18 protein-coding genes are annotated in these 22,538 nt (G+C 68.4%); 12 read left to right on the plus strand and 6 right to left on the minus strand.

All coding sequences use genetic code 11. The features are described 5' to 3' along the window. Positions 1-25: 25 nt before the first annotated feature. The 5 genes from TSB10GB4_RS17070 to TSB10GB4_RS17090 all read right to left on the minus strand — a co-directional run bounded on the left by TSB10GB4_RS17070 (position 26) and on the right by TSB10GB4_RS17090 (position 5,308). Positions 26-238, minus strand: coding sequence for a hypothetical protein (locus tag TSB10GB4_RS17070; RefSeq protein ID WP_244570941.1), 213 nt, complete (start codon positions 236-238; stop codon positions 26-28). Between the two features lie 231 nt (positions 239-469). Beyond that, a complete protein-coding gene (locus tag TSB10GB4_RS17075) occupies positions 470-2,158 on the minus strand; it encodes an ABC transporter permease subunit (protein ID WP_186388183.1) in 1,689 nt (562 codons plus the stop codon). Then, positions 2,155-3,207 carry a putative 2-aminoethylphosphonate ABC transporter ATP-binding protein gene (locus tag TSB10GB4_RS17080; RefSeq protein WP_186396712.1) on the minus strand — a complete coding sequence of 351 codons (1,053 nt, stop codon included), beginning with the start codon at positions 3,205-3,207 and terminating at the stop codon, positions 2,155-2,157. Before TSB10GB4_RS17080 ends, TSB10GB4_RS17075 begins: the two co-directional genes overlap by 4 nt. A 183-nt stretch (positions 3,208-3,390) precedes the next feature. Next, positions 3,391-4,398, minus strand: coding sequence for an ABC transporter substrate-binding protein (locus TSB10GB4_RS17085; RefSeq protein ID WP_186388181.1), 1,008 nt, complete (start codon positions 4,396-4,398; stop codon positions 3,391-3,393). 136 nt (positions 4,399-4,534) lie between these two features. Continuing rightward, positions 4,535-5,308 carry a DeoR/GlpR family DNA-binding transcription regulator gene (locus tag TSB10GB4_RS17090; protein WP_186396713.1) on the minus strand — a complete coding sequence of 258 codons (774 nt, stop codon included), beginning with the start codon at positions 5,306-5,308 and terminating at the stop codon, positions 4,535-4,537. Between the two features lie 388 nt (positions 5,309-5,696). Between TSB10GB4_RS17090 and TSB10GB4_RS17095 the strand changes: the two genes are divergently transcribed. The 12 genes from TSB10GB4_RS17095 (at position 5,697) to TSB10GB4_RS17150 (ending at position 21,048) form a co-directional block, all read left to right on the plus strand. Next, positions 5,697-7,082 carry an ABC transporter substrate-binding protein gene (locus TSB10GB4_RS17095; RefSeq protein ID WP_186396714.1) on the plus strand — a complete coding sequence of 462 codons (1,386 nt, stop codon included), beginning with the start codon at positions 5,697-5,699 and terminating at the stop codon, positions 7,080-7,082. Positions 7,083-7,090: 8 nt separating this feature from the next. Beyond that, entirely contained in the window at positions 7,091-9,214 is a 2,124-nt protein-coding gene (locus TSB10GB4_RS17100; protein WP_186396715.1) for an ATP-binding protein, read from the plus strand. Next, a complete protein-coding gene (locus TSB10GB4_RS17105; RefSeq protein WP_186396716.1) occupies positions 9,201-10,580 on the plus strand; it encodes a sigma-54 dependent transcriptional regulator in 1,380 nt (459 codons plus the stop codon). Before TSB10GB4_RS17100 ends, TSB10GB4_RS17105 begins: the two co-directional genes overlap by 14 nt. Positions 10,581-10,780: 200 nt before the next feature. Further along, entirely contained in the window at positions 10,781-12,124 is a 1,344-nt protein-coding gene (locus tag TSB10GB4_RS17110) for an ABC transporter substrate-binding protein (RefSeq protein WP_186396717.1), read from the plus strand. A 94-nt stretch (positions 12,125-12,218) separates the two neighbouring features. Further along, entirely contained in the window at positions 12,219-13,949 is a 1,731-nt protein-coding gene (locus tag TSB10GB4_RS17115; protein ID WP_186396718.1) for an iron ABC transporter permease, read from the plus strand. A 16-nt stretch (positions 13,950-13,965) separates the two neighbouring features. Next, entirely contained in the window at positions 13,966-15,063 is a 1,098-nt protein-coding gene (locus TSB10GB4_RS17120; RefSeq protein ID WP_186396719.1) for an ABC transporter ATP-binding protein, read from the plus strand. A 327-nt stretch (positions 15,064-15,390) separates the two neighbouring features. Then, a complete protein-coding gene (locus TSB10GB4_RS17125) occupies positions 15,391-16,455 on the plus strand; it encodes a LacI family DNA-binding transcriptional regulator (protein WP_186396720.1) in 1,065 nt (354 codons plus the stop codon). Between the two features lie 40 nt (positions 16,456-16,495). Next, positions 16,496-17,482 carry an ABC transporter substrate-binding protein gene (locus tag TSB10GB4_RS17130; RefSeq protein ID WP_208984860.1) on the plus strand — a complete coding sequence of 329 codons (987 nt, stop codon included), beginning with the start codon at positions 16,496-16,498 and terminating at the stop codon, positions 17,480-17,482. A gap of 104 nt (positions 17,483-17,586) precedes the next feature. After that, positions 17,587-18,390 (plus strand): ABC transporter permease, encoded by an 804-nt coding sequence (locus TSB10GB4_RS17135; RefSeq protein ID WP_186396721.1) that lies wholly within the window; start codon positions 17,587-17,589, stop codon positions 18,388-18,390. Between the two features lie 4 nt (positions 18,391-18,394). After that, a complete protein-coding gene (locus TSB10GB4_RS17140) occupies positions 18,395-19,186 on the plus strand; it encodes an ABC transporter permease (protein WP_186396722.1) in 792 nt (263 codons plus the stop codon). Then, a complete protein-coding gene (locus TSB10GB4_RS17145; protein WP_186396723.1) occupies positions 19,183-20,211 on the plus strand; it encodes an ABC transporter ATP-binding protein in 1,029 nt (342 codons plus the stop codon). Before TSB10GB4_RS17140 ends, TSB10GB4_RS17145 begins: the two co-directional genes overlap by 4 nt. A gap of 27 nt (positions 20,212-20,238) precedes the next feature. Continuing rightward, entirely contained in the window at positions 20,239-21,048 is an 810-nt protein-coding gene (locus TSB10GB4_RS17150) for a phosphodiesterase (protein WP_186396724.1), read from the plus strand. A 2-nt stretch (positions 21,049-21,050) separates the two neighbouring features. Here TSB10GB4_RS17150 and TSB10GB4_RS17155 read toward each other — a convergent pair whose 3' ends face one another. After that, complete coding sequence (locus tag TSB10GB4_RS17155) at positions 21,051-22,538, minus strand: aldehyde dehydrogenase family protein (RefSeq protein WP_186396725.1); 1,488 nt, start codon at positions 22,536-22,538, stop codon at positions 21,051-21,053.

Consider the following 22,538-nt stretch of genomic DNA (forward strand, 5'->3'; position numbering starts at 1 on the left):
GCTCCTCCCGGCGAGCGTCTCCGACCTAATGCTCCGGCGGACGGGTCCGGTCGCCCTCGGTCGCCGTCTTCTCATAGAGCTCCTGCGTCGCCTGGTCCCTCTCCCGGCGTTCGCCCCGCGACAGTCTGCGCCGGCGAAGGAGGACATAGATGAGAAGCGCTGCCATGATGACGGGTCCGCCCAGGACCACGAGAAGCCAGAGGTATTCGGCCATATCGATCTCCGCGGTGGAACCCATCTAACCGGAGTCCGGCCGGAATGTTCCCTTGCCGCGTGCCGGGAGGGGGCGGCGCGGCGCGTTTGGCGCAGCCGTCGCAAAATCGGCGGAAATTGAGATGGGTTTTTGCAAAATCCCTCTCAATTTTTGCAAGCCGCCCAAAAGCCGCCCGCGAGCTGTCTGCAGGCCGGAAAGGGTACCTCCCAGGGCGCCGGGCAGTCGAACTAACCTTTTGCTTTTGCTGATCTTTTCCTAGCGGATCAGCGTCACGTTCTTGGCGCCGGCGAGCCACAGGATGGTGCGCACGATCAACAGGCAGGCGACGACGATCGCCATGATGCAGACCGAAAACGCCGCCGCCTGGTTGAGCGCGCCGCGGTCGGAGAGCTGCAGAACCGAGACGGCGGCAAGTTGCGTCGACGGCGTGACCAGGAAGATCACCGCCGAAAGAGAGACCATTGTCCGCATGAAATAGAAGACGCCGACGCCGAGCAAGGTCGGCCACAGAAGTGGCAGCGTCACCTTGCGCAAGGTTGTCAGCGTGCTTCCGCCGAGAGTTGTCGAGGCTTCGTCGAAGACCGGGCCGATCTGCTTCAGGCTGGTCGAGGAGATCAGGAATGCATGGGCGTGGTTGTAATAGACGCTGAGAATGACGATCAGCGCGAAGCTGCCATAGAGAATGTTCAGCGGATTTGCCGGGTCGTTGAAGGTCAGCACATATCCCAATCCCAGCACCATTCCGGGCACCGCCGCGGGCAGAATCGCCAGCATCGACAGCGGTCCGGTCAGCGGGTTCCTGAACTTATGCACCACGATGGCGGTGAGGCCGGTGATCGCCACGCCGAGGATGGCGGTGGCGAGCGAGACGCCGACGCTGTTCCACAGCGGCGCGGTGCCGTTCTGGACGTCGAACTGGTAGTGCCTGAGGGTAAAGCTCATGTTGTAGGGCCACAGCCGGACGAAGCTGGCGAGGACGACGATGGCCAGGACGCTCAGGATGAGAGCAACGATCACATAGGCATAGACGGAAAAGGCGATGTCGCGGCCGCGCGACGGCTTGACCTCGAGCGGCTTCGACTGGGCGGTGACAAGGGCGTGCTGGCGGGCGGAAATCCGCTTCTCGATCAGCTTGGCGAGCACCGCCGGCACCAGCAGGACGATGCCGATCACCGCGCCGAGGCCGAACTGCGCCTGGCCGATAACCTGGTTGTAGACCTCGGTGGCAAGGACGCTGAAATCCCCGCCGATCACCATCGGGTTGCCGAAGTCGGTCATCACCAGGGTGAACACCACGAAGATCGCCGCGGCGAGGCCGAAGCGGGTCGCCGGCAGCGTCACATCCCGGAAGATCCGCGCCGGCCCCGCGCCGAGCGTCTCGGCGCTCTCGTAGATGCGGGCATCGGCCACCGCCAGCGCCGCGGACAGGATCAGATAGGCGTAAGGGAAGGCGTAGAGCGCATTGGCGATGGTCGTGCCCCAGAAGCCATAGATATCAATGTCGAAGCCGAGGAAGCGGTTGAGCGCGCCGTTGCGGCCGAGCAGGAGGATAAGTCCCTGCGCCTGTACCAGCGAGGGGGCGAACAGCGGCGTCAGCACCGCGATCCGCAGGAAGGGTTTCAGCGGGATCGACGCCCGCTGCAGGGCATAGGCGTAGAAATAGGCAAGGCCGACGGCGATCAGCGTCGACGTCAGCGACATCGAGATGCTGTTGCCGACCAGTCGCCAGAAGCGGTCGGCGCCGAAGGTCTGGATGAAATTGCCGAGGCCGAAGCCGGCCGGCGTCTGGAATCCGCGCAGCAGGATGCCGGTCAGCGGCAGCAGCAGGAACAGCAGGATCGGGATCGCGGCGAGGATCGACAGGGCCAGGGTGATCGATCGGTCGCTGGCCCGGCCGGGCAGGTGTGCGGCCGGCCGCGATCCGCTCGCGGTCGTCACGCTCATGACAGAACCCTCAGATCCTCGGCGGAAATGTCGATATTAAGCCGCTCGCCAGGCTCGGGAACCCTCGCCATTCCATGCAGTTCGACCAGGATGCCGGTGCCGGGCCGGGCGTCGGGCTCGACCTCGATGCGGGTGATGTTGCCGAGGAAGGAGACGGTGCGCACGCTTGCCGGCAGGACGTTCGGACCGGTTGCGTCCAGCCCTTTCAGCGTGATCGCTTCCGGGCGGATGCCGAGCGCCGCCACGGATCTGCCCGCTCCGCCGGCGGCGGTGCGCACCTCGAGCTGCGTGCCGGCGAAGCGGAAGCCGCCCTGCGGGCCCGGATCGAGGGGCAGTACGTTCATCCGGCCGATGAAGTCGGCGACGAAGGCGGTGGCCGGCTCGCGGTAGAGCTGCTGCGGCGTGCCGATCTGCTCGATCCGGCCCTTGCTCATGACGACGATCAGGTCGGCCATGGCGAGGGCCTCCTCCTGGTCGTGGGTGACCATGATGGTGGTGATGCCGAGCCGCTTCTGCACCGCGCGGATCTCGATGCGCAGCTCCTCGCGGACCTTGGCGTCGAGCGCCGACAGCGGCTCGTCGAGCAGCAGGGCGGAGGGGTCGGGCGCCAGCGCGCGGGCCAGCGCGATGCGCTGCTGCTGGCCGCCGGACATCTGCGAGGGCAGCTTCTCGGCTTGGTCGGCGAGATGCACCAGATCGAGCATCTCCTTGATTCGAGACTGCATTCTCGCCTTGTCCCAGCGCCGGCATTCGAGCCCGTAGCCAACATTGCGGGCCGCGGTCATGTTGGGAAACAGCGAGTAGGACTGGAACACGACGCCGAAATTGCGGTTGCGCGCCGGGATCGCCGAGAGATCCGAGCCGCCGAGCCGGATGCTGCCGCCGTCGGCCTCCTCGAGCCCGGCGATGACGCGCAGCAAGGTGGTCTTGCCGCAGCCCGAGGGGCCGAGGAAGCAGACGAAGGAGCCCTGGGCCACCTCCAGCGAGACATGGTCGAGCGCGGTGAGCTTGCCGAAGCGCTTGACGAGATCGTGGATCGAAAGGTCCATGGGGCTTTCCCTGCGGGCGCGATTTTTCAACAGGAGTGGCGAGCAGACTGGCGAGCAGTCTGGCGATGGGGCGGGCCACACGCCGGCACGGCCCGCCCTACCGCGTCACGAGGCCGGGGAGCGCCGGCACCCTCCCGTCGACGGGGGCGCCGGCACGTCCGCGAGACTGGGCTCAAGCCCTTCTCAACGCTCGTATTTTTCCTGCCACTTCTGGATGATCCGGCTGCGGTCGTCGGCCGCGGCCTTGAAGTCGACCGGGAACAGCACCTGCGACACGTCGTCCGGCAGGCCGGCGGAGGTGAAGCGCTCGGGCATCTTGCCGCCCGGCACGGTGACGATGGCCTTCCAGTCGTAATAGACGTTGGCGGCCTCCGCGCTCAAGGTCCAGTCGAGGAAGCGCTTGGCCGCGTCCTTGTTCTTCGAGGCGGCGACCAGGGCATTGGCCTCCAGCTCGTTGCCGGCGCCTTCGGAGGGAACCACCAGCGTGATCGGGTAGCCTTCCTCGATGTTCTTGACCGCGCGCAGGGCGAAGGAGGCCCCGACCGTGTATTCGCCGGCCGAGGCGGCGTTGCAGGGCCGCGAACCGGACTTGATGTACTGGGCGACGTTCTGGTCGAGCTTGTCGAGGAACTCCCAGCCCTTCTCCTCGCCCATCATCTGCAGCAGCGAGTTGATCTGGATATAGCCGGTGCCGGAGCTGGCCGGGTTCGGCATCACCACCTCGCCCTTGAAGGACGGGTCGGTGAGGTCGGCCCAGGAGGTCGGCATGGTCATGCCCCTGGCCTGCAGCCGCTCGTTGTTGACGCAGAGCGCCGCCATGTAGCCGGTGACCGCGAACCACTTGCCGTCCGCATCGCGGAAGCGCTCGGGCACCTGGTCGAGCCCGACCGGCTGATAGGCTTCCAGGCCCTCCAGGATCTCCGGATTGACCATCGAGGTCACGGCGAAGCCCCACAGCACGTCATGCTGCGGATTGGCCTTCTCGGCGATGATGCGCGCGGCGAGGTCGCCGGTCGACAGGCGCAGCAGGTTGACGTTGATGTCGGGCAGGGACGTCTTGGCCGCCTCAAGGAACGCCGCGGCCTCGTCCTCCTCATAGGCCGTATAGACCGTGATCGTGTTGGCCATCGCCGTGCCGGACAGCATCACGGCGGCAAGCGCGGCCAGGGCGGACCTCTTTGTCAGGTGCATCTCGGTTCTCCTCTGTTTGAAAGGCAACATTTTTCTTTTTCCGACATTTAATGCGCAAACCGGTCGGCTTCACAACAGTGTAAATGAAACGCGCCGGTTTTTTTAGCCGCCGAACCGGCCGGCCGGCAAATCCGGCTCAGGCAATGTGCAGCCTGACCGGGGAGGCGGCGAGAATCTGCTGCAGCGCCCCTTGCGGAGCGGCGTCGGTGACGAGGTCGGAAACCTCGGTGACGGAGCCGAGATGCACCAGGGCGGTGCGGTAGAACTTGCTGGAATCGCTGGCAAGCAGGGTCGAGCGGGCCTGGCCGGTGGCGGCGCGGACGATCGACACTTCGGTCTGGTCGTCGTCGCCCATGCCGCCGTCCTCGTCGATGCCGCTGACGGCGATGATCGCCACGTCGAAGCGGAAGCGGCGGATGAAGTCGGCGACGTCCTCGGCCATGACGCTGCCGGCGACATTCTTCACGAAGCCGCCGGGCACGGCGATGGTGAAGTCGGTGCGGTCGGTGAGGGTGACGGCGGCGCGCAGGCTGTAGGTGACGAGTTTGAGGCCGCGCCGCTCGCACAGCGCCTCGGCCACCGCCTCGCAGGTCGAGCCGGCGTCGAGGAACACCGAGGCGCCGTCCGGCACGAGTTCGGCGACGCGGCGGGCGATGCGGCGCTTGACGCTGGCCTGCTCGACCCGGCGCTGCCGGTAGGTCTGGGCGTCGATCGGGCTCGCCAGCGCGACGCCGCCGTGATAGCGCCGCACCCGGCCGCCGGCGGCCAGGTCGCCGATGTCGCGGCGGATCGTCTGCGAGGTCACGGCGAAGCGGGCGGTCAGCTCCTCGACGGAGGCATAGCCGGATTTCTCCAGAAGGCTCAGGAGCTGCTGCTGGCGCAGGGTCTTCTTCTTGGTGGTCTCGTCCATCCGGGATCGCCCGCCTGTCTGCCTGCCGACCGTCCGCCCTTGTCCGGCGGCGGTGCCCCTGTCGATCTCGGCCGGTCTCGTCATTTTGTTCGAAAACCGACATTTCTCCTTTCGAATAGGGCCATGGACGGGCCGCCAAGGCAAGCCTGGGCAGAAATCCCCAGGTTGCGGGCAATGGCATGGCGCCGAAAGCGGTCCATCTCCCGGCCGCCGGCGCGCCTTGAAGACTTAGCCGGCTTGTGACCAAATGGCCGCGATCGTGATCGCCGTGACCGGATCCCATGGGTGTGGAGGAGCATCCAGGTCGGGTCCGGACACAGGAAGGACAATGACACCCTTGCGTCGTGCAGTCCGGTCCGCCCCGGGAGGAGGGGGCGGCCGCCCGTGGATGGGCGTCCCCGTGCGGGGCACGCTGGCGGTGCTGGCGGTGCTAGCGTTCGCGCTGGTGCCGCGGCCGCTTGCCGCGCAGCAGGCGGAGCCTGCCGGTGCCACGCCGCAGACCACGCCGTCCTCCGGCTCGACGCTCCCCGCCCCGCCCATCGTCGTCCTGACCTCCTATCCCGAACCCTTCGCCCAGGCGGTTGCGGCCGCCTATCTCCGGACCCGGCCCGGCGAGGACCTGCGCTTCCTGCATAAGTCGACCCATGCGCTGATCGAGCATGTGACGAGCGAGCGCCTGCCGCGGGCCGATGCGGTGTGGACGAGTTCGCCCATCGCCATCGCCGAGCTTGCCGATGCCGGGCTGCTGGAGCATCCGGTGCGGGCCGGCCCGGAAGCGGCGGCCGGGGTGCGGCCGTCGCCGCCGCGCCTGCATGCCTTCGCCTATTCGCGGATCGGCATCATGTGGCGGCCGGACCTGATGCGCGCCAAGGGGCTGCCGCCGCCGGTGGATCTCGGATCGCTGCTGGCGCCGGATTATGCCGGCCTGATCGCGATGTCGGCGCCGGCGCGCTCGGGCACCACGCTGCTGTTCGTGGAACTGGTGCTGCAATCGCTCGGTTGGGACGAGGGCTGGGCCTATCTGCAGCAGCTTGCCGGCAATCTCGCCACGGTGACGGCCCGCTCCTTCGGCGTGCCGGAGGGGCTCGGCCACGGCCGCTTCCCGGTCGGCATCGGCGTCGGCTTCCTTGCCCGCACCCAGCCGACCAATGGCGAGCCGCTCGCCTTTGTCGCTGCACCCGGCGACGTGCTGCTGCCGGCCGGGGTTGCGGCGCTGACCAGCGCGCGCAACGGCCAGGGCGCGCGCCGCTTCGTCGCCTTCCTGCAAGGAGAGGAGGGCCAGGCGCTGCTGGCCGACCCGCAGGTGGCGCGGATCCCGCTTGCCGAGGCGCGGGAGGCGGCGCCGTTCGAGGAGCGGTTCGACTATCTGCTCGCCTCGACCCGGCGCGACGTGGTGGTGGCGCTGTTCGACCAGTTGGTGACCTATCAGCTCGACGAGCACCGGCGCTTCTGGCGGCGCTGGCGCGAGGTCGAGGCGGGGCTGACGGATGCCGGAGAGGCGGCGGGAGAGGCGACGGTCGAGGCGCGGGCACTGCTCGATCAGGCCTATCGCCGGGCGACCGGCGTGCCGGTGCGCGCCTTCATGGCGCATGATCCGGCCTTGGTGCGGGTGTTCTCGCCGACCGCGCCGGAGCGGCTGGAAAACCGCGCCTTCCGCGAGCGGCTGCTGGAGAGCTGGCACCGGGAGACGCGCGAGCGGCTGGCTGAGGCCGGGGCGTTGGTCGAGCAGGCGCAGCGGCGCCTCGCCGCTGCAGTCTCGCCGCAAGCACGGTGAGGGCGGTCATGCAGGACGATGCGCCCCGGGCGTCGAAACGGCTTCATTCCTTCATCGGCGTCCGGCTGATCGCGGCGCTGGCGGTCATCGCGATGGTCGGCCTCGGCACGGCGGGCCTGTCGGTCTATGTGTTTTCCAGCTATGGCGAGACGGTGAGCGACCTCGTCGCCATCGAGACCGGGCGGCAGGCGGACATTTCCCGCTTCACCGAGGTGGCGACCGGCATTCGCGCCGACATGCCGCGCCTCGTCTTCGCCCGCTCCAACGAGGCCCGGCAGGCCAGCCGGGAGCGGCTGGAGGGAGCGGTCGGCAGTCTCGCCGGACTGCTGGAGCGCATCGGCCGGACGCTGCGCGACGACCTGCCGGAGAGCTTCGGCGACAGTGCCGACCTGCCGCAGGCGCTGGCCGCCGACATCGCCCGCATCGACGGCAATGTCGCCCGCCACCTTGCGATCCGTCAGCAGGTGGATGCGCTGGTGGTGCGGCTCAACCGGCTGCATGACGAGGCCTTGCGCGAGATCGAGCCGCTGATCGTCGACACCGATTTCAACATCCGCGTGGCGCTGGAGGCGCTGGAGGCGGCGGGGCCGGCCATGGCCGGCGCGGCGCCGCAGACCGGGCTGCTGCAGCGGGAGCTGCGGTTCGCTGAGACGCTGTGGAGCGCCAATGCCCATGTCAACCTGTTGATCGGCAAGCTGCTGCGCGTCGCGCAGGCGCAGGACCGCGACGTGATCGAGCTGCTGCGCCAGGATGTCGGCGAGGCGGTCGCCGGCACCGGCGACATGGTCAGCCTGCTGGCGCAGGCGGCGAGCACCGTGACCCTGCGCCAGGCGCTGTCCGACATCGCCCGGCTCGGCGCGCCGCGCGGCGCCTTGTTCGAGCTGAAGTTCAGCGAGACGGCACTGGCCGGAGAGAGCGCGGTGATCGTCGAGGAGGCCGGCGACAAGCTCGACCGGCTGTCGCGGCTGGTCAGCGGCGCGGTCGCCTCGGCGGGGCGGCGCTCGGTGGAAGTGGCGGCGGCGGCGCGCGAGGCGCTGGGGCGCGGCACGGTGCTGCTGCTCGCCCTCGGCGGGTTGCTGGCGGTGGTGGCGCTGGTGGTCGGCTGGCTGACGGTCGGCCGGCAGTTCATCCCGCGCCTGTCCAGCCTGCTGAAATCCATGCGCGCCATCGCCGACGGAGAGCTCGACGCGCCGGTCAAGGTCATCGGCCAGGACGAGATGGGCCAGCTCGCCGACGCGCTGCGCACGTTGCAGGGGCGCAGCCAGCTCGCCCGGCGGCGGCGGCTGGAGCTCGGGGAGATCAACGAGCGGCTGACCCGAGAAATCGACGAGCGCCGGCAGGTCGAGGGCAAGCTGCTGCAGGCCCAGGAAGAGCTGGTGCAGGCGGGCAAGATGGCCGCGCTCGGCCAGTTGTCGGCGGGCATCGCCCACGAGTTCAACCAGCCGCTCGCCGCGATGCGCTCCTATCTGCACAACGCCCGACGCTATCTCGACCAGTCCAACACCGGCAAGGTGCGCGAGAAGCTGGAGCAGGTATCCGGCCTGGTGCTGCGGCTGGCCGATACCTCGAACCACCTCAAGACGCTGGCCCGGCGCCACACCCGCGAGGCGGCAAGCTGCGATCCGGTGCCGATCGTCCTCAGGGCAGCGGAGCTGTTCCGCGTGCAGCCGCAGGCCGCGCGCATCGCTTTCGATCTGCCGCGGGACGGCGACGGGGCGCCCGTGCGCGCCGACGCCAACCGGCTGGAACAGGTGCTGATCAACCTGATCGGCAATGCCGTCGATGCGGTTGAGGAGCGCAAGGCGCCGCGCGTCGCAGTCAGCGTGCGCGCGGCCGGAGAGAGGGTGGTGATCGAGGTCGCCGACAATGGCTGCGGCATTCCGGACGATGTGCTCGGCAAGGTGTTCGATCCGTTCTTCACCACCAAGGAGCCGGGCCGGGGACTTGGTCTCGGCCTGTCGATCTCCTACAACATCGTCCGCGATTTCGACGGCAGCCTGCGCTTTGCTCCGGCCGAGGGAGGCGGCACGCGGGCCATCCTGGAGTTGCGTCGGGTGGACGAGGGGCGGGCGGGCGAAGGACGGGTGGACGAGGGGCAGGAGGTGCGGGGCGCGGGCTATGGCGGGGGATAGGACGAAGGGCGGGACGGTCGTTCTGGTCGACGACGATCCGGCCGTGCTGGAGGCGATGCGCGAGACCCTGGTGCTGGAAGGCCACCAGGTGCGCGCGCATGGCGAGCCGCTGGCGGCGCTCTGCGGCCTCGACGCCCGCTTTGCCGGCGTCGTGATCTCCGATCTGCGGATGCCGGAGATGGACGGGCTGGAGCTGATGGCGCGGGTGCATGGTATCGACCCGGCGATCCCCGTCATCCTGGTGACCGGCCATGGCGACGTGCCGCGCGCCGTCGAGGCGATGCGCGCCGGCGCCTTCGACTTCCTGGAAAAGCCGGCCGATCCCGACTACCTCATCGCGCTGACCGCCAACGCCCTGCGGCTGCGGTCGCTGGAGCTGGACAACCGGCGCCTGCGCGGCGAGCGGGCGGCGGGCCACGAGATTTCCGGCATCCTGATCGGCATTTCGCGGGCGATGGCCTTGCTGCGCGACGAGGTGCTGGCGGTGGCGGTGGCCGATGTCGACACGCTGATCCATGGCGAGACCGGCACCGGCAAGGAGCTGGTGGCGCGCTGCCTGCACCGCTTCAGCCCGCGCGGGCAAGGCCCCTTCGTCGCGATCAATTGCGGCGCGCTTCCCGAGACCCTGATCGCCAGCGAACTGTTCGGTCACGAGGCTGGCGCCTTCACCGGCGCCTTGAAGCGGCGCATCGGCCGCTTCGAGCACGCCTCCGGCGGCACCCTGTTTCTCGACGAGATCGAGAGCATGCCGCTGCACCTGCAGACGCAATTGCTGCGGGCGCTGCAGGAGCGCGTGATCGAGCGGGTCGGCAGCAACGAGCCGGTGCCGATCGACGTCAAGGTGGTGGCGGCGACCAAGGTCGACCTGCGCGAGGCGGCGGATGCGGGCAGCTTCCGCGAGGACCTGTTCTACCGGCTCAACATGGCGGAGATCCGCATTCCGCCGCTGCGCCGGCGGGCGGAGGACATCCCCATCCTGTTCCGCCATTTCGTCGGCGAGGCGGCTGCGGCGCGCCGGCGGGACTGCCCGGCGATCCCACCGGCGGTGATGGCCGGACTGATCGGCGAGCGCTGGCGCGGCAATGTGCGCGAACTGCGCAACCGGGCGGAGCGGCTGGCGCTCGGCCTCGGCTCGCGGCCTGCGCAGGAGAGGGCGCAGGAGGGCGCGGACGGAGAGGCGGGAGCGGGGGCGAGCCTGCCGGAGCGGCTCGACAGGTTCGAGGAAGCGGCGATCCGCGAGGCGATCGAGGCCGCGTCCGGCAATCTCTCGGCGGCGGCGCGCCGGCTCGGCATTCCGCGCAAGAAGCTCTATCTCAGGATGGAGAGGCACGGCATCGCACTGCCCGAGCGCGGCGCCGCGGAGTGAGTCGATTTCGACTCAGCCTCAGGTAACGAAGTGAGTCGGTTCCGGCACAAGTACGCCTGCCGCCATTCGCGCGGCGATCCCGCATTCCTTTGAAATCACTCATTGAATGATTTTCTCGGCCGGATTTTCCGATCTGGCACGGCATTTGACAAGGGACAGGGCACCGGCCGCCAAGGCCGGAACCATTGGGAGGAATACAAGTGAGCTCTTTTGCCCTGAAAGCTGCCGCGGGGGCGGCCGCTCTGTTCGCGTCCGTGTCCCTGACCACGCTCGCGGTCGCCAGCGACAAGCTGACCATCGTCACGTCCTATCCGGCCGATGTCACCGACGTCTACAAGACCGCCTTCGAGCAGGCCCATCCGGGCGTCACCGTCGAGGTCGTCAACAAGGCCACCAGCGCGGGCGTCAAGTTCCTCAAGGAAACCACGTCGAACAACTCGTCCGACATCTTCTGGGCCTCGGCGCCGGATGCCTTCGAGGTGCTGAAGGCCGACGGCCTGCTGGAGAAGTACAGTCCGGCGGTCGAGGGCCTGCCGGAGAAGATCGGCGCCTATCCGATCAACGATCCGGACGGCTTCTACACCGGCTTCGCGCTGTCGGGCTACGGCATCATGTGGAACACCCGCTATGCCCAGTCCTATGGCCTGGAGCCGGCCCGGCAGTGGTCGGACCTGACCAAGGCCGAGTATTTCGGCCATGTCGGCATTTCCTCGCCCTCGCGCTCCGGCACCACGCATCTGACGATCGAGACGATCCTGCAGGGCGAGGGCTGGGAGAAGGGCTGGGAGCAGATCAAGTGGATCAGCGGCAACTCCTACACCATCACCGAGCGCTCGTTCGGCGTGCCGGACGGCGTCAACACCGGCTCCTTCGGCTTCGGCGTCGTCATCGACTTCTTCGGCTTCTCCTCGCGCTCCTCGGGCTTTCCGGTCGACTTCGTCTATCCGGACGTGACCGCTTTGGTGCCGGCCAATGTCGGCATCGTCACCAACGCGCCGAATGAGGAGAACGCCAGGAAATTCGTCGACTTCCTGCTGTCGACCAAGGGCCAGGAACTGCTGCTCGACCCGAAGATCATGCGTCTGCCGGTCAACCCGGAAGCCTATGCCAACGCCCCCGAGGGCTTCCCGAACCCGTTCGTCGGCGACACGATCAAGGCCAGCGTCAGCTTCGACAGTGAAGCCTCGAAGGCGCATTACAACGCGGTCAACGCGCTGTTCGATAGCATGATCACCTATCGCCACAAGGAACTGACGGCGGCGGTGAAGGCCATCCACGAGGCCGAGGCGGCCGTTGGCGAGGGCGGCTCGCAGGAGGCGAAGGACCTGATCAAAGAGGCCCGCGCCCTGGTCGCCTGGACCCCGGTCGACCTGGAGACGGCGAACGATTCGGCCTTCGCCGCGATCTTTACCACCAAGCGCCAGACCGCCGACGACAAGGCGACCGGCCGCCAGGCCGAGGTCGAGCAGGAATGGGACTCCCGCATCGTGGCGAACTACACGAAGGCGGTGGAACTTGCCGGCAAGGCGAAATCCATGAAGTGACGCCGGACGGCGTCGGCGGGCGGCCCCGGCTCCGGGGCGCCCGCCCTCACGTCACTTGTTCCCAAAATCCGCTCGTTGATGAGGAGGACCGCGCATGGCCGCGCTGTCGACCGCCCTTCCGCGTGCAAGTTTCGGGCAGCGCATATCCTGGGGGCCGCTGACGGCGGCGCTCGGTATCCTGCTCTTCCTTGTCGCCTTCCTGATCCTGCCGGTGGCGATGGTGATCTATGTCGCCTTCACCGATCCGGGCAGCGGCGAGTTGACGCTCGCCAATTTCATGGACTTCTTCCGCAGCGCCCTGTTCCGGGAAGCCTTCTACAATTCCTTCTACGTGGCGGCGATGTCGGTGGTGCTCGCCACCGTCTTCGCGCTGCCGCTCGCCTATATCACCTCGCGCTTCAACTTCCGCGGTGCGGTGCTGATCCAGACGCTCGGCTTCGTGCCGCTGATCATGCCGCCCTTCATCGGTGCGGTGGCGATGCAGTTGCTGTTCGGCGCCAATGGCAGCGTCAACCTGCTGCTGCGCGACTGGTTCGGCATCACCATTCCCTTCATGGAGGGGCTGAACGGGGTGATCCTGGTCCAGTCGATCCACTATTTTCCCTTCATCCTGATCAACCTGTCGGCGAGCCTGCGCAACATCGACCGGTCGATGGAAGAGTCGGCGCAGATGCTCGGCTCGCACGGCATGCGGCTGTTCCGCCGCATCGTCCTGCCGCTGGCCATGCCCGGCTATATCGCCGGCGCCTCGCTGGTCTTCGTCAAGGTGTTCGACGATCTCGGCACGCCCTTGCTGCTCAACGTCAACACCATGCTGGCGCCGCAGGCTTACCTGCGCATCTCCTCGGTCGGCATCTCCGATCCGATGGGCTATGTGATCTCGGTGATCCTCATCGTCTGTTCGATCTTCGCCATGTGGGTGTCGATCAGCGCGATGCGCGGCAAGGACTATTCCACCACGCAGAAGGGCGGCGGGGGCCTGTCCAAGCGGGACCTCGGGCCACTGGAAACGGCGGGCTGCTATCTGGTGGTGCTGGCGCTGCTGGCCATCGTTCTGGCGCCGCATATCGGCCTGCTGCTGCTGTCGCTCGGCACGGTGTGGTCCTTCTCGGTGCTGCCGGACGGCTTCACCACCGAGCATTACGCGGTGGCGGTCAACAAGGCCTGGCCCTTCATCAAGAACACCTTGATCTATGCCGGCATCGCCGCGCTGATCGACGTGCTGCTCGGCACGGCCATTGCCTATCTCGCCGCGCGCACGACGCTGATCGGGCGCAAGTGGCTGGACTATATCGCCATGGCCGCGCTGGCGGTTCCCGGCGTCGTGCTCGGCATCGGCTATCTGCGCCTGTTCTACAGCGTCGACATGCCGTTCACCGGCGCGCCGCTCGCCACCTGGTGGGGCATCATCGTCATCGCGCTGGCGACACGGCGGCTGCCTTACGCGCTGCGCTCCTGTTCGGCGGCGCTGCAACAGGTGAGCCCGTCGCTGGAGGAGGCCTCGGAAAATCTCGGCGCCCCGAAGGTGCGCACGGTGCGCAGGATCGTGCTGCCGCTGATGGCGGCCGGCCTCGTCGCCGGCTTCGTCACCAGCTTCGCCACCGCCGCCGTCGAGCTTTCGGCAACGATCATGCTGGTGGCGCGGGAAAGCGACGCGCCGCTCGCCTACGGCCTCTACCTGTTCATGCAGTCGGCGGCGGGACGCGGTCCCGGTGCCGCCCTCGGCGTGATCACGGTCGTGATCGTCGGCCTTGCCACCTACTTCGCCCAACACCTCGTTGAGAAGGCGCGACGGGAGCAATCCGCGTCCGCCGGCTCGCACTGATCAAGGGAGCACAGCCATGCTTCAAGCGATTGAAACCAGCGGTCAGCCCCTTGCAACGGGCAGCGCGACGCCGATCCGCATCCGCAACCTGACCCTGTCCTTCGGCACCACCAAGGTGCTCAAGGGCATCGACCTTGACATCGGGGCCGGCGAGTTTTTCGCCTTCCTCGGCCCCTCCGGCTCCGGCAAGTCGACGCTTCTGCGGGCGATCGCCGGCTTCGGGCCGCGGCCCAGCGGCGAGATCCTGCTCGGCGAGCGCAACGTCATCGGCTTGCAGCCGTGGAAGCGCGATGTCGGCATGGTGTTCCAGAGCTATGCGCTGTGGCCGCATATGACGGTGCGCCAGAACGTTGCCTATGGGCTGGAGGAGCGGCGGCGCCCGCCGGAGGAGATCCGCCGCCGGGTGCGCGAGGCGCTGGAACTGGTCGGGCTCGACGCCTATGCCGACCGCTATCCCTCGCAACTGTCGGGCGGCCAGCAGCAGCGCGTGGCGCTGGCCCGCACCGTGGTGATCGAGCCGAAGGTGCTGCTGCTCGACGAGCCGCTGTCCAATCTCGACGCCAACCTGCGCGTCCAGATGCGCCAGGATCTGCTGGCGCTGCAGCGGCGGCTCGGCATCACCACGATCTTCGTGACCCACGACCAGGAGGAAGCCAACACGATCTGCGACCGGATCGCGGTTCTTTCGGACGGCGTGGTGCAGCAGGTCGGCGAGCCGGACCATGTCTATGACCAGCCGGCCAACAGCTTCGTCGCCCGATTCCTCGGCACGGCCAACATCCTCGACGGCCGGGTGATCGTGCGGGACGGCGCCTGCCGCTTCGTCCTCGACGAGCGATTCGCGATCCCCTTGCAGGGGTCGCATGGCGAGGGCGAGGCGAGCTTCGTGCTGCGGCCGCGCGGGCTGGAATTCGCCGATGACGGCGGCGGCGAGCTCGCCGGCACGATTGCGGGCAGCGAGTTCCTCGGCGACACGATCCGCTACTTCGTCGAGGTGGGCGGGCGCTCGCTGCTGGTCGACGAGGTGCACCGGCGCGGCGGCGATCGGCGTGCTGCCGGCACCGAGGTTGCCTTGCGCGTCGTGCCGGGCCAGGGGGTGGTTCTGACCCGCTGAGGCTCGGTGTCTTTCGCCAGAGGACACTGACGACAGACCCGGATGACGGCGCCGTCCCCGGACGGCGCCATTTTTTTTAAAGGCGCCGCAGGCCAGGGTCCTGATCTTAGGCAGACTTCGGCGTCCGCCCTCCGGAAATCCGCCAAGGCCTTGATCGGGCAGGCGCCATCACCGCGCGGGCGCTTGCCGCGTGCCGCTCTGCCTCTCCCTTGGGCACGGGCTGCCTTCATCAAACTGACATCGACCCGGTGTAATTCGAAATGGAAACGTTTCCATTTTCGGATTTCGGCGGTATTCTACTGTCTGTAGCCGGCTTGGGAGGGACTGGTGAAAATTCGACCACCGACGATCAAGGATGTGGCAGAGCGCGCCGCTTGCGGCGTCGCGACGGCCAGCCGCGTCCTCAATGGTCGGGGGCCGGCCAGCGAAAAGACACGCCGCAAGGTGCTTGCCGCCGCCGCCGAACTCGGCTTCGAGTTCAGCGATCTCGGGCGCTCGCTGCAGAGCAGCACCACCCGCACCCTCGGCTGTGTCGTGCCCTCGCTCGCCAATCCGGTATTCGCCGATGTGGTGCAGGCGGCGCAGGCCGAGGCCAACCGCGCCGGTTATCAGCTCATCCTCGCCTGTTCCGACTATGATCCCGAGCTGGAGAGCCGGGCGATCCGCACCCTGCTCGCCAAGCAGGTCGACGGGCTGATCGTCACGGTCAGCAATGTCGAGGATAGCGAGGGGCTGGAGCAGGCGCGGGCGCGGGGCGTGCCCTGCGCGCTGGTCTACAACCGGGCCTGCCGGGGCTTTCCCGCCTGGTCGGTCGACAACCGGGCGGCAGCGGCGAGGGTCGCCGGCGAGTTCGCCGCCCTCGGGCACCGGCATACCGGTTTCCTGGCGCTGGAATTCGGCCGCTCGGACCGCTCGCGCGAGCGCTTTGAGGGGTTCGCCGAGGCCTGCGCGGCGCTCGGCATGGCGCAGCCGGTGCTCTTGGAGATCGCCGAGCAGGAGGGCCAACTCCTGGAGCTGCTGCGCGCGCTGCTTTCCGCCAACCGCGACATCACCGGCATTTTCGCCTCGAACGACTATCTGGCGCTCGCGGCCATGCAGGCGGCCCGCGGCCTTGGCAGGCGCATTCCCCAGGACCTGTCGATCGTCGGCTTCGACGGCATCGCGACCGGCCTGATGGTGGAGCCGAACCTTGCCACCGTGGTGACCGATCCGCGGGCGATGGGCGAGGGGGCGGCACGAACCGTCCTGGCGCGGCTTGCCGGCGAGACGCCGCCGGCGGGGCCGGATCCGGCCAGGACTTTCAGTTTCCGGCGGGGCGGCAGTCTGGGGCCGCCGGCGCCGGAGAGCATGGACGGCGGAGAAGCGGCAACTTCTCCGCCGCCGAGACAGTAACCCGAGCTACGTAACCGCAGGAGTCACCACCGTGAAACATATGCTTGTTGCAACCGCAATGACAATGGCCGCCGTTTTGCCGGCAAAGGCCGAGGACGCCGTCTGCTACAACTGTCCGCCGCAATGGGCCGACTGGGCGTCGATGCTGAAGGCGATCGACGAGAAGCTCGGCGTCAAGATGCCGCATGACAACAAGAACTCGGGCCAGGCCCTCAGCCAGTTGCTGGCGGAGCGGGCAAGCCCGGTCGCCGACGTCGCCTATTTCGGCGTCACCACCGGCATCAAGGCCGGCAACGAGGGCGTCGTCACGCCGTACAAGCCGGCCGGCTTCGACGAGATCCCCGACGGGCTGAAGGATCCGGAAGGGCGCTGGTTCGCCGTCCACTACGGCACGCTCGGCCTTTTCGTCAATGTCGACGCGCTGGCCGGCGCGCCGGTGCCGCAGTGCTTCGCCGACCTGAAGAAGCCGGAATATCGCGGCATGGTCGGCTATCTCGACCCGTCCTCGGCCTTTGTCGGCTATGCCGGCGCGGTGGCCGTGAACCTTGCCTTCGGCGGCGACCTGACGAATTTCGATCCGGCGATCGAGTTCTTCAAGGAGCTGGCGCAGAACGCGCCGATGGTCCCCAAGCAGACCTCCTTCGCCCGCGTCGTCTCCGGCGAGATCCCGATCCTGTTCGACTACGACTTCAACGCCTATCGCGGCAAATACGAGGAGGACGGCAATTTCGAGTTCGTCCTGCCCTGCGAGGGCTCGGTCCGCGTTCCTTACGTGATGGGCCTGGTCGCCGGCGCGCCGCATGAGGAGACGGGCAAGAAGGTGCTCGACTTCGTCCTCTCCGACGAAGGCCAGGCGATCTGGACCAACGCCTATCTGCAGCCGGCCCGTCCGGTCGAACTGCCGGCCGACGTTGCCGCCAAGTTCCTCCCCGCCTCCGACTACGAGCGGGCCGTCGCGGTCGACTATGCCGAGATGGAAAAGGCGCAGGCCACGTTCGGCGAGCGTTACCTGAACGAAGTCAAGTAACGCCGCCGTCCTCCGGGGGCGGGCGCGCCTCGCCGCGCGCCCGCCTTCGCCGCAATGCCCACGCCCCGCGGGACCACCCCCGACGAACATGACGAAGGATCGCCATGGCCAACCGGACCTTCATCGGCCTGTGCCTGCTGCCGCTTGCCGTCTTCTCGCTCGCCTTTCTCGCCCTGCCCCTGGTGCGGCTGGTGATGGCCTCGAGCGAGGGGACCGAGGGCTGGGGCATCTATCTGCAGATCCTGCAGACGCCGCGCTATCTCCAGACCCTGCTGCAGACGGTGCTCGTCTCGCTGGCGGTGAGCGTCGTGGCGCTTGCCATCTCGACGACGGCGGGGCTGTTCCTCGCCCGCAACCGCTTCCCCGGCCGCGGCGCGCTGCTGTCGGTGCTGACGCTGCCGCTCGCCTTTCCCGGCGTGGTGGTCGGTTTCCTGATCATCCTGCTGGGCGGCCGCCAGGGCCTGTTCAACACGCTGCTGCCGGGCCATGTGGTCTTTGCCTATTCGCTGCTCGGCCTCTTTCTCGGCTATCTCTACTTCTCGATCCCGCGCGTGCTGCTGACGGTGATGGCGGCGACGGAGAAGCTCGATCCGGCGCTGGAGGAAGCCGCGCGCACGCTCGGCGCCTCGCCCTACCGGGTCGTCTTCGATGTGATCCTGCCGGGCCTTGCGCCCTCGCTGGTCGCCGCCGGGGCGATCGCCTTCGCCACCGCCATGGGCGCCTTCGGCACGGCCTTCACGCTGGCGACCGATATCGACGTGCTGCCGATGGTGATCTACACCGAGTTCACCCTGTCGGCGAACATCGCCATGGCCTCGGCCCTGTCGGTGCTGCTCGGCCTTGCCACCTGGGTGCTGTTGCTGCTGGCGCGCAGTTTCGCCGGTGCCACTGTCGCGGCGGGGGGCTGATGCGATGCGCCTGACCCTTCCCCGGTTCCTGCAGCTTGCCGTCACGCTGCTGACGGCAGCCTTTCTGATCGTTCCGGCGATCCAGTCGATCCTCGCCGGTCTCACTGTCAACTATTTCCGCGGCCTGTCCTCGGGCTTCACCCTGCGCTGGGTCAGCGAGGTCTGGCGGCTCTATGCCGACAGTATCCTGCTGTCGATGGGCCTTGCCGTCGCCTGCCTTGGCGTGACGCTGGTGATCGGCGTGCCGGCGGCCTATGCGCTGGCCAAGAACCCCGGCCGCCTGTCGCGCGTGCTGGAGGAGTTCATCTCGCTGCCGCTGGCGGTGCCGGGCCTTGCCCTGGCGCTGGCGCTTTTGCAGCTCTACGGCTCGATGACCGGCTTTCGCACCTCCTGGACCTTCATCCTGGTCGGCCATGTGCTCTACACGCTGCCCTTCATGGTGCGCTCGGTGCTGGCCGTGCTGATGGCGATGGACCTGAAGTCGCTCGAAGAAAGCGCGGCGACGCTCGGCGCCTCGGCGGTGACGCGCTTTCGCACCATCGTCGTGCCCAATGCCATGCCGGGCATTCTCGCCGGCGCGCTGACCGTGGTCACGCTGTCGATCGGCGAGTTCAACCTGACCTGGATGCTCCACACCCCCTATCTGAAGACGCTGCCCGTGGGCCTTGCCGACAGCTACGCCTCGATGCGCCTGGAGATCGCCTCGGCCTACACGCTGGTCTTCTTCGTGATGATCGTGCCGCTGCTGATGGCGATGCAGTGGGCCACCGACAGGGCACAGAGGATTTCCCGATGACGCTGACCATCCGCAACGCCAGCAAGACCTATCCCGACGGCACCCGCGCCCTGCTGCCGACCGACCTGACGGTCGGGCAGGGCGAGATCCTGTCGCTGCTCGGCCCCTCGGGCTGCGGCAAGACCACGCTGCTGCGCATCGTCGCCGGGCTGGAGACGCCGGACGCCGGCACGCAAGTGCGCTTCGACGACGAGGACGTGACCCGTCTTGCCGTCGAGCGCCGCAATGTCGGCATGGTGTTCCAGTCCTACGCCCTGTTCCCCAACATGTCGGTCCGGGCCAATATCGGCTACGGCCTCAAGGTGCGGAAAGTGCCGAGGGCCGAGCGCGAGCAGCGCGTCGACGAGGTGCTGGCCCTGTGCCGGCTCGGCGACTATGCCGAGCGGGCGGTCACCGCGCTGTCCGGCGGCCAGCGCCAGCGCGTCGCGCTCGCCCGCGCCATGGCGCCGCGCCCGCGCATCCTGCTGCTCGACGAGCCGCTGTCGGCGCTGGACGCGGCGCTGCGCGACAGCCTGCGTGACGAGCTTGCCGCCATGCTGCGCCAGTTCCGCATCACCGCCGTCTTCGTCACCCATGACCAGGCCGAGGCGCTGGCGATTGCCGACCGCATCGCCGTCATGTCGCACGGGGTGATGCAGCAGGTCGGCCGGCCGGAGGAGCTCTACCGCGAGCCGGTCTCGTCCTTCGTCGCCCGCTTCATCGGCAGTGCCATGCCGCTTCCCGGCACCATCGCCGACGGGCACCTGATCCTGCCCGGCGGCCGCCTGCCGCTTGCGGCCAGCACCTCCGACGCCGAGGTCTTCGTGCGCGCCGAGGACGTGCATCTCGACGAGGCGGGCCCACTGTCGGGCACGGTCGAGACCGTCGCCTTTTCCGGCGGCCATTACCGCATCGGCCTTGCCGGCGTCACGGGCGAGACGCTGTTCGCCACCCATCCGGGCCGGCAGGCGCCGCGTCCGGGCGACAGCGTGCGCCTGCGCATCGATGCCGGCGACCTTCTCGTCCTGCCCCAGGACCGCTCGTAACTCCCAGCTCAGGGCTTCGTTTTCCGCATGACCAAGATCATCCAGATTTCAGACATCCATATCGTTCCCGAGGGCGAGCTCGCCTATCAGAAGGTCGATACCGCCGCAGCGCTTGCAGAGACGGTCGCGACCATCAACCGCTGGCTGCCGGCCATCGGCCCGGTCGACATGGTCATCGTCACCGGCGACGTGACCGAGCACGGCACGAGCGAGGAATACCGCCGCTTCCAGGAGATCATGGCGCCGCTGCACCTGCCCTGGCGCGCGGTGCCGGGCAACCACGACCGCCGCGAGCCGATGCGCGAGAGCCTTGCCGCCAGCGGCTGGATGCCGGCGGGCGGGCCGATCGACTGGGAGGCCGAGTTCGACGATCTCGCGGTGATCTGCCTCGATACGCTGGTCGAGGGGCGGCCGCACGGGGCGCTTGCGCCCGAAAGCCTCGCCCGCCTGTCGGCGCGTCTCGCCGTCCTTGGCGACAAGCCGGTGCTGCTCGGCCTGCACCATCCGCCGATCGCCTCGGGGATTGCCGCGATGGACGCCAACAATCTCCACAATGCGAGCGCGCTGCGGGCCGCGATCGCCGGCTATCGCGGCGAGGTGCGGATCGTCTGCGGCCACCTGCACCGCGCCATCGCCGGTCTTGTCGACGGGCGCCTGTGCCAGGTCTGCCCCGGCACCTCGCATGCGGTGACGCTCGACCAGCGTGCCAATGCCGGCAACAGCCTGACGGTGGAGCCGGGCGCGATGATGCTGCACGAGCTGCGCGACGGCGTGCTGCTCAGCCACTGGATCCCGGTCGGCCGTTTCGACGGACCCTACCCGTTCCTCGGCGTCTAGCGTCAGAGCTTCGCGGCGACGCTCTTCGTCCGGCAATAGCCGAGGAGGCCTTCCAGCCCCTTCTCGCGGCCGAAGCCGGAGAGCTTGGTGCCGCCGAACGGCACCTCGATGCCGCCGGCGAAATACTCGTTGATATAGACCTGGCCCGCGTCGAGCCGGCGGGCCAGGCGATGCGCCGTGCCGTGGTCGCGGGTGTAGATGCCGGCGACGAGGCCGAAGGGCGTGCCGTTGGCGAGCTCCAGCGCGTGGTCGGCGTCGTCGGCAAGCTGAACCGTGAGCACCGGGCCGAAGATCTCCTCCTGCACCAGTTCGTCGGCGGCCGGGCGGCCTGCGACGATGGTCGGCTCGAAGAACCAGCCCTTGCCGGACTGCGGATCCACGGCGGTGTTGCCGCCGGTCAGGATCTCGGCTCCGCGCGCCCGTGCCCGGTCCAGGAAACCGGCGATCTTGGCAAGGTGCTCGGCCGAGTTGACCGGCCCCATGTCCGGGTTGCGCAAGCCGTGGCCCAGCGTCAGCCGCCGCGCCCGAGCCACCAACTCCTCCAGGAAGCCGTCGGCGATGCCGCGCTGGATCACGAGGCGCGAGCCGGCCGAGCAGATCTGTCCGGCATTCTCGAAGATCGCGCCCATCACCCCGTCCAGCGCCTGCTCCCGGTCGCAGTCGTCCAGCACGATCACCGGCGACTTGCCGCCGAGCTCCAGCACCACCCGGGTGACGTGATCGGCGGCTGATTTCATGACGCTCTTTCCGGTCGCGACCGAGCCGGTGAAGGTGATGTGATCGACAAGGCTGTGGGCGACCAGCGGCGCGCCGGCCTCCGCACCGGTGCCGGTGACGACGTTGCAGACGCCGGCGGGCAGGCCGGCGTGGGTCAGGATCTCGGCCAGCATCAGCGCGGTGAACGGCGTCTGCTCCGCCGGCTTGGCGACCACCGTGCAGCCGGCGGCAAGGGCGGGAGCGAGCCCGCGCGCGGCCGTCGACAGCGGATAGTTCCAGGGGATGATATGAGCGGCGACGCCGACCGGCTCGACCAGCGAATAGCCGAGATAGGTAGGCCCGAGCGGGAAGCTACGCCCCTCCAGCTTGTCGCAGGCGCCGGCGTAATATTCGAAGGCGCGCGCGGCCCCGCGCACGTCGCCCTCGGCCTCGCTGAGCCGCTTGCCGCTGTCGAGGCATTCGGCGAGGGCGAGCCTTTCGCCCTCGGCCAGGATCAACTGCGCGGCGCGCGACAGGATGCGGCCGCGCGCGGCCGGGGCGGTGTCGCGCCACACGCTCTTGAAGGCATGGGCGGCGCTTGCCACCGCCGCCTCGACATCCGCCGCATCGCCCCTTGCGAAGGCGGCGAAGGCCTCGCCGGTGCCCGGATCGAAGCTCTCCATCCGCCGGCCTGCGCGCGCGGCCTGAAAGCTGCCGTCGAGATAGAGCTCGTCCGGCAGGCCGGGCAGGGTGCCGGTGCGCTTCACCTCGCCGAGAAGGTCGCTCGTGGTCAT

Origin of the sequence: Stappia sp. TSB10GB4, assembly GCF_900185745.1 — a bacterium.
In the GTDB taxonomy this organism is placed as follows: domain Bacteria; phylum Pseudomonadota; class Alphaproteobacteria; order Rhizobiales; family Stappiaceae; genus Stappia.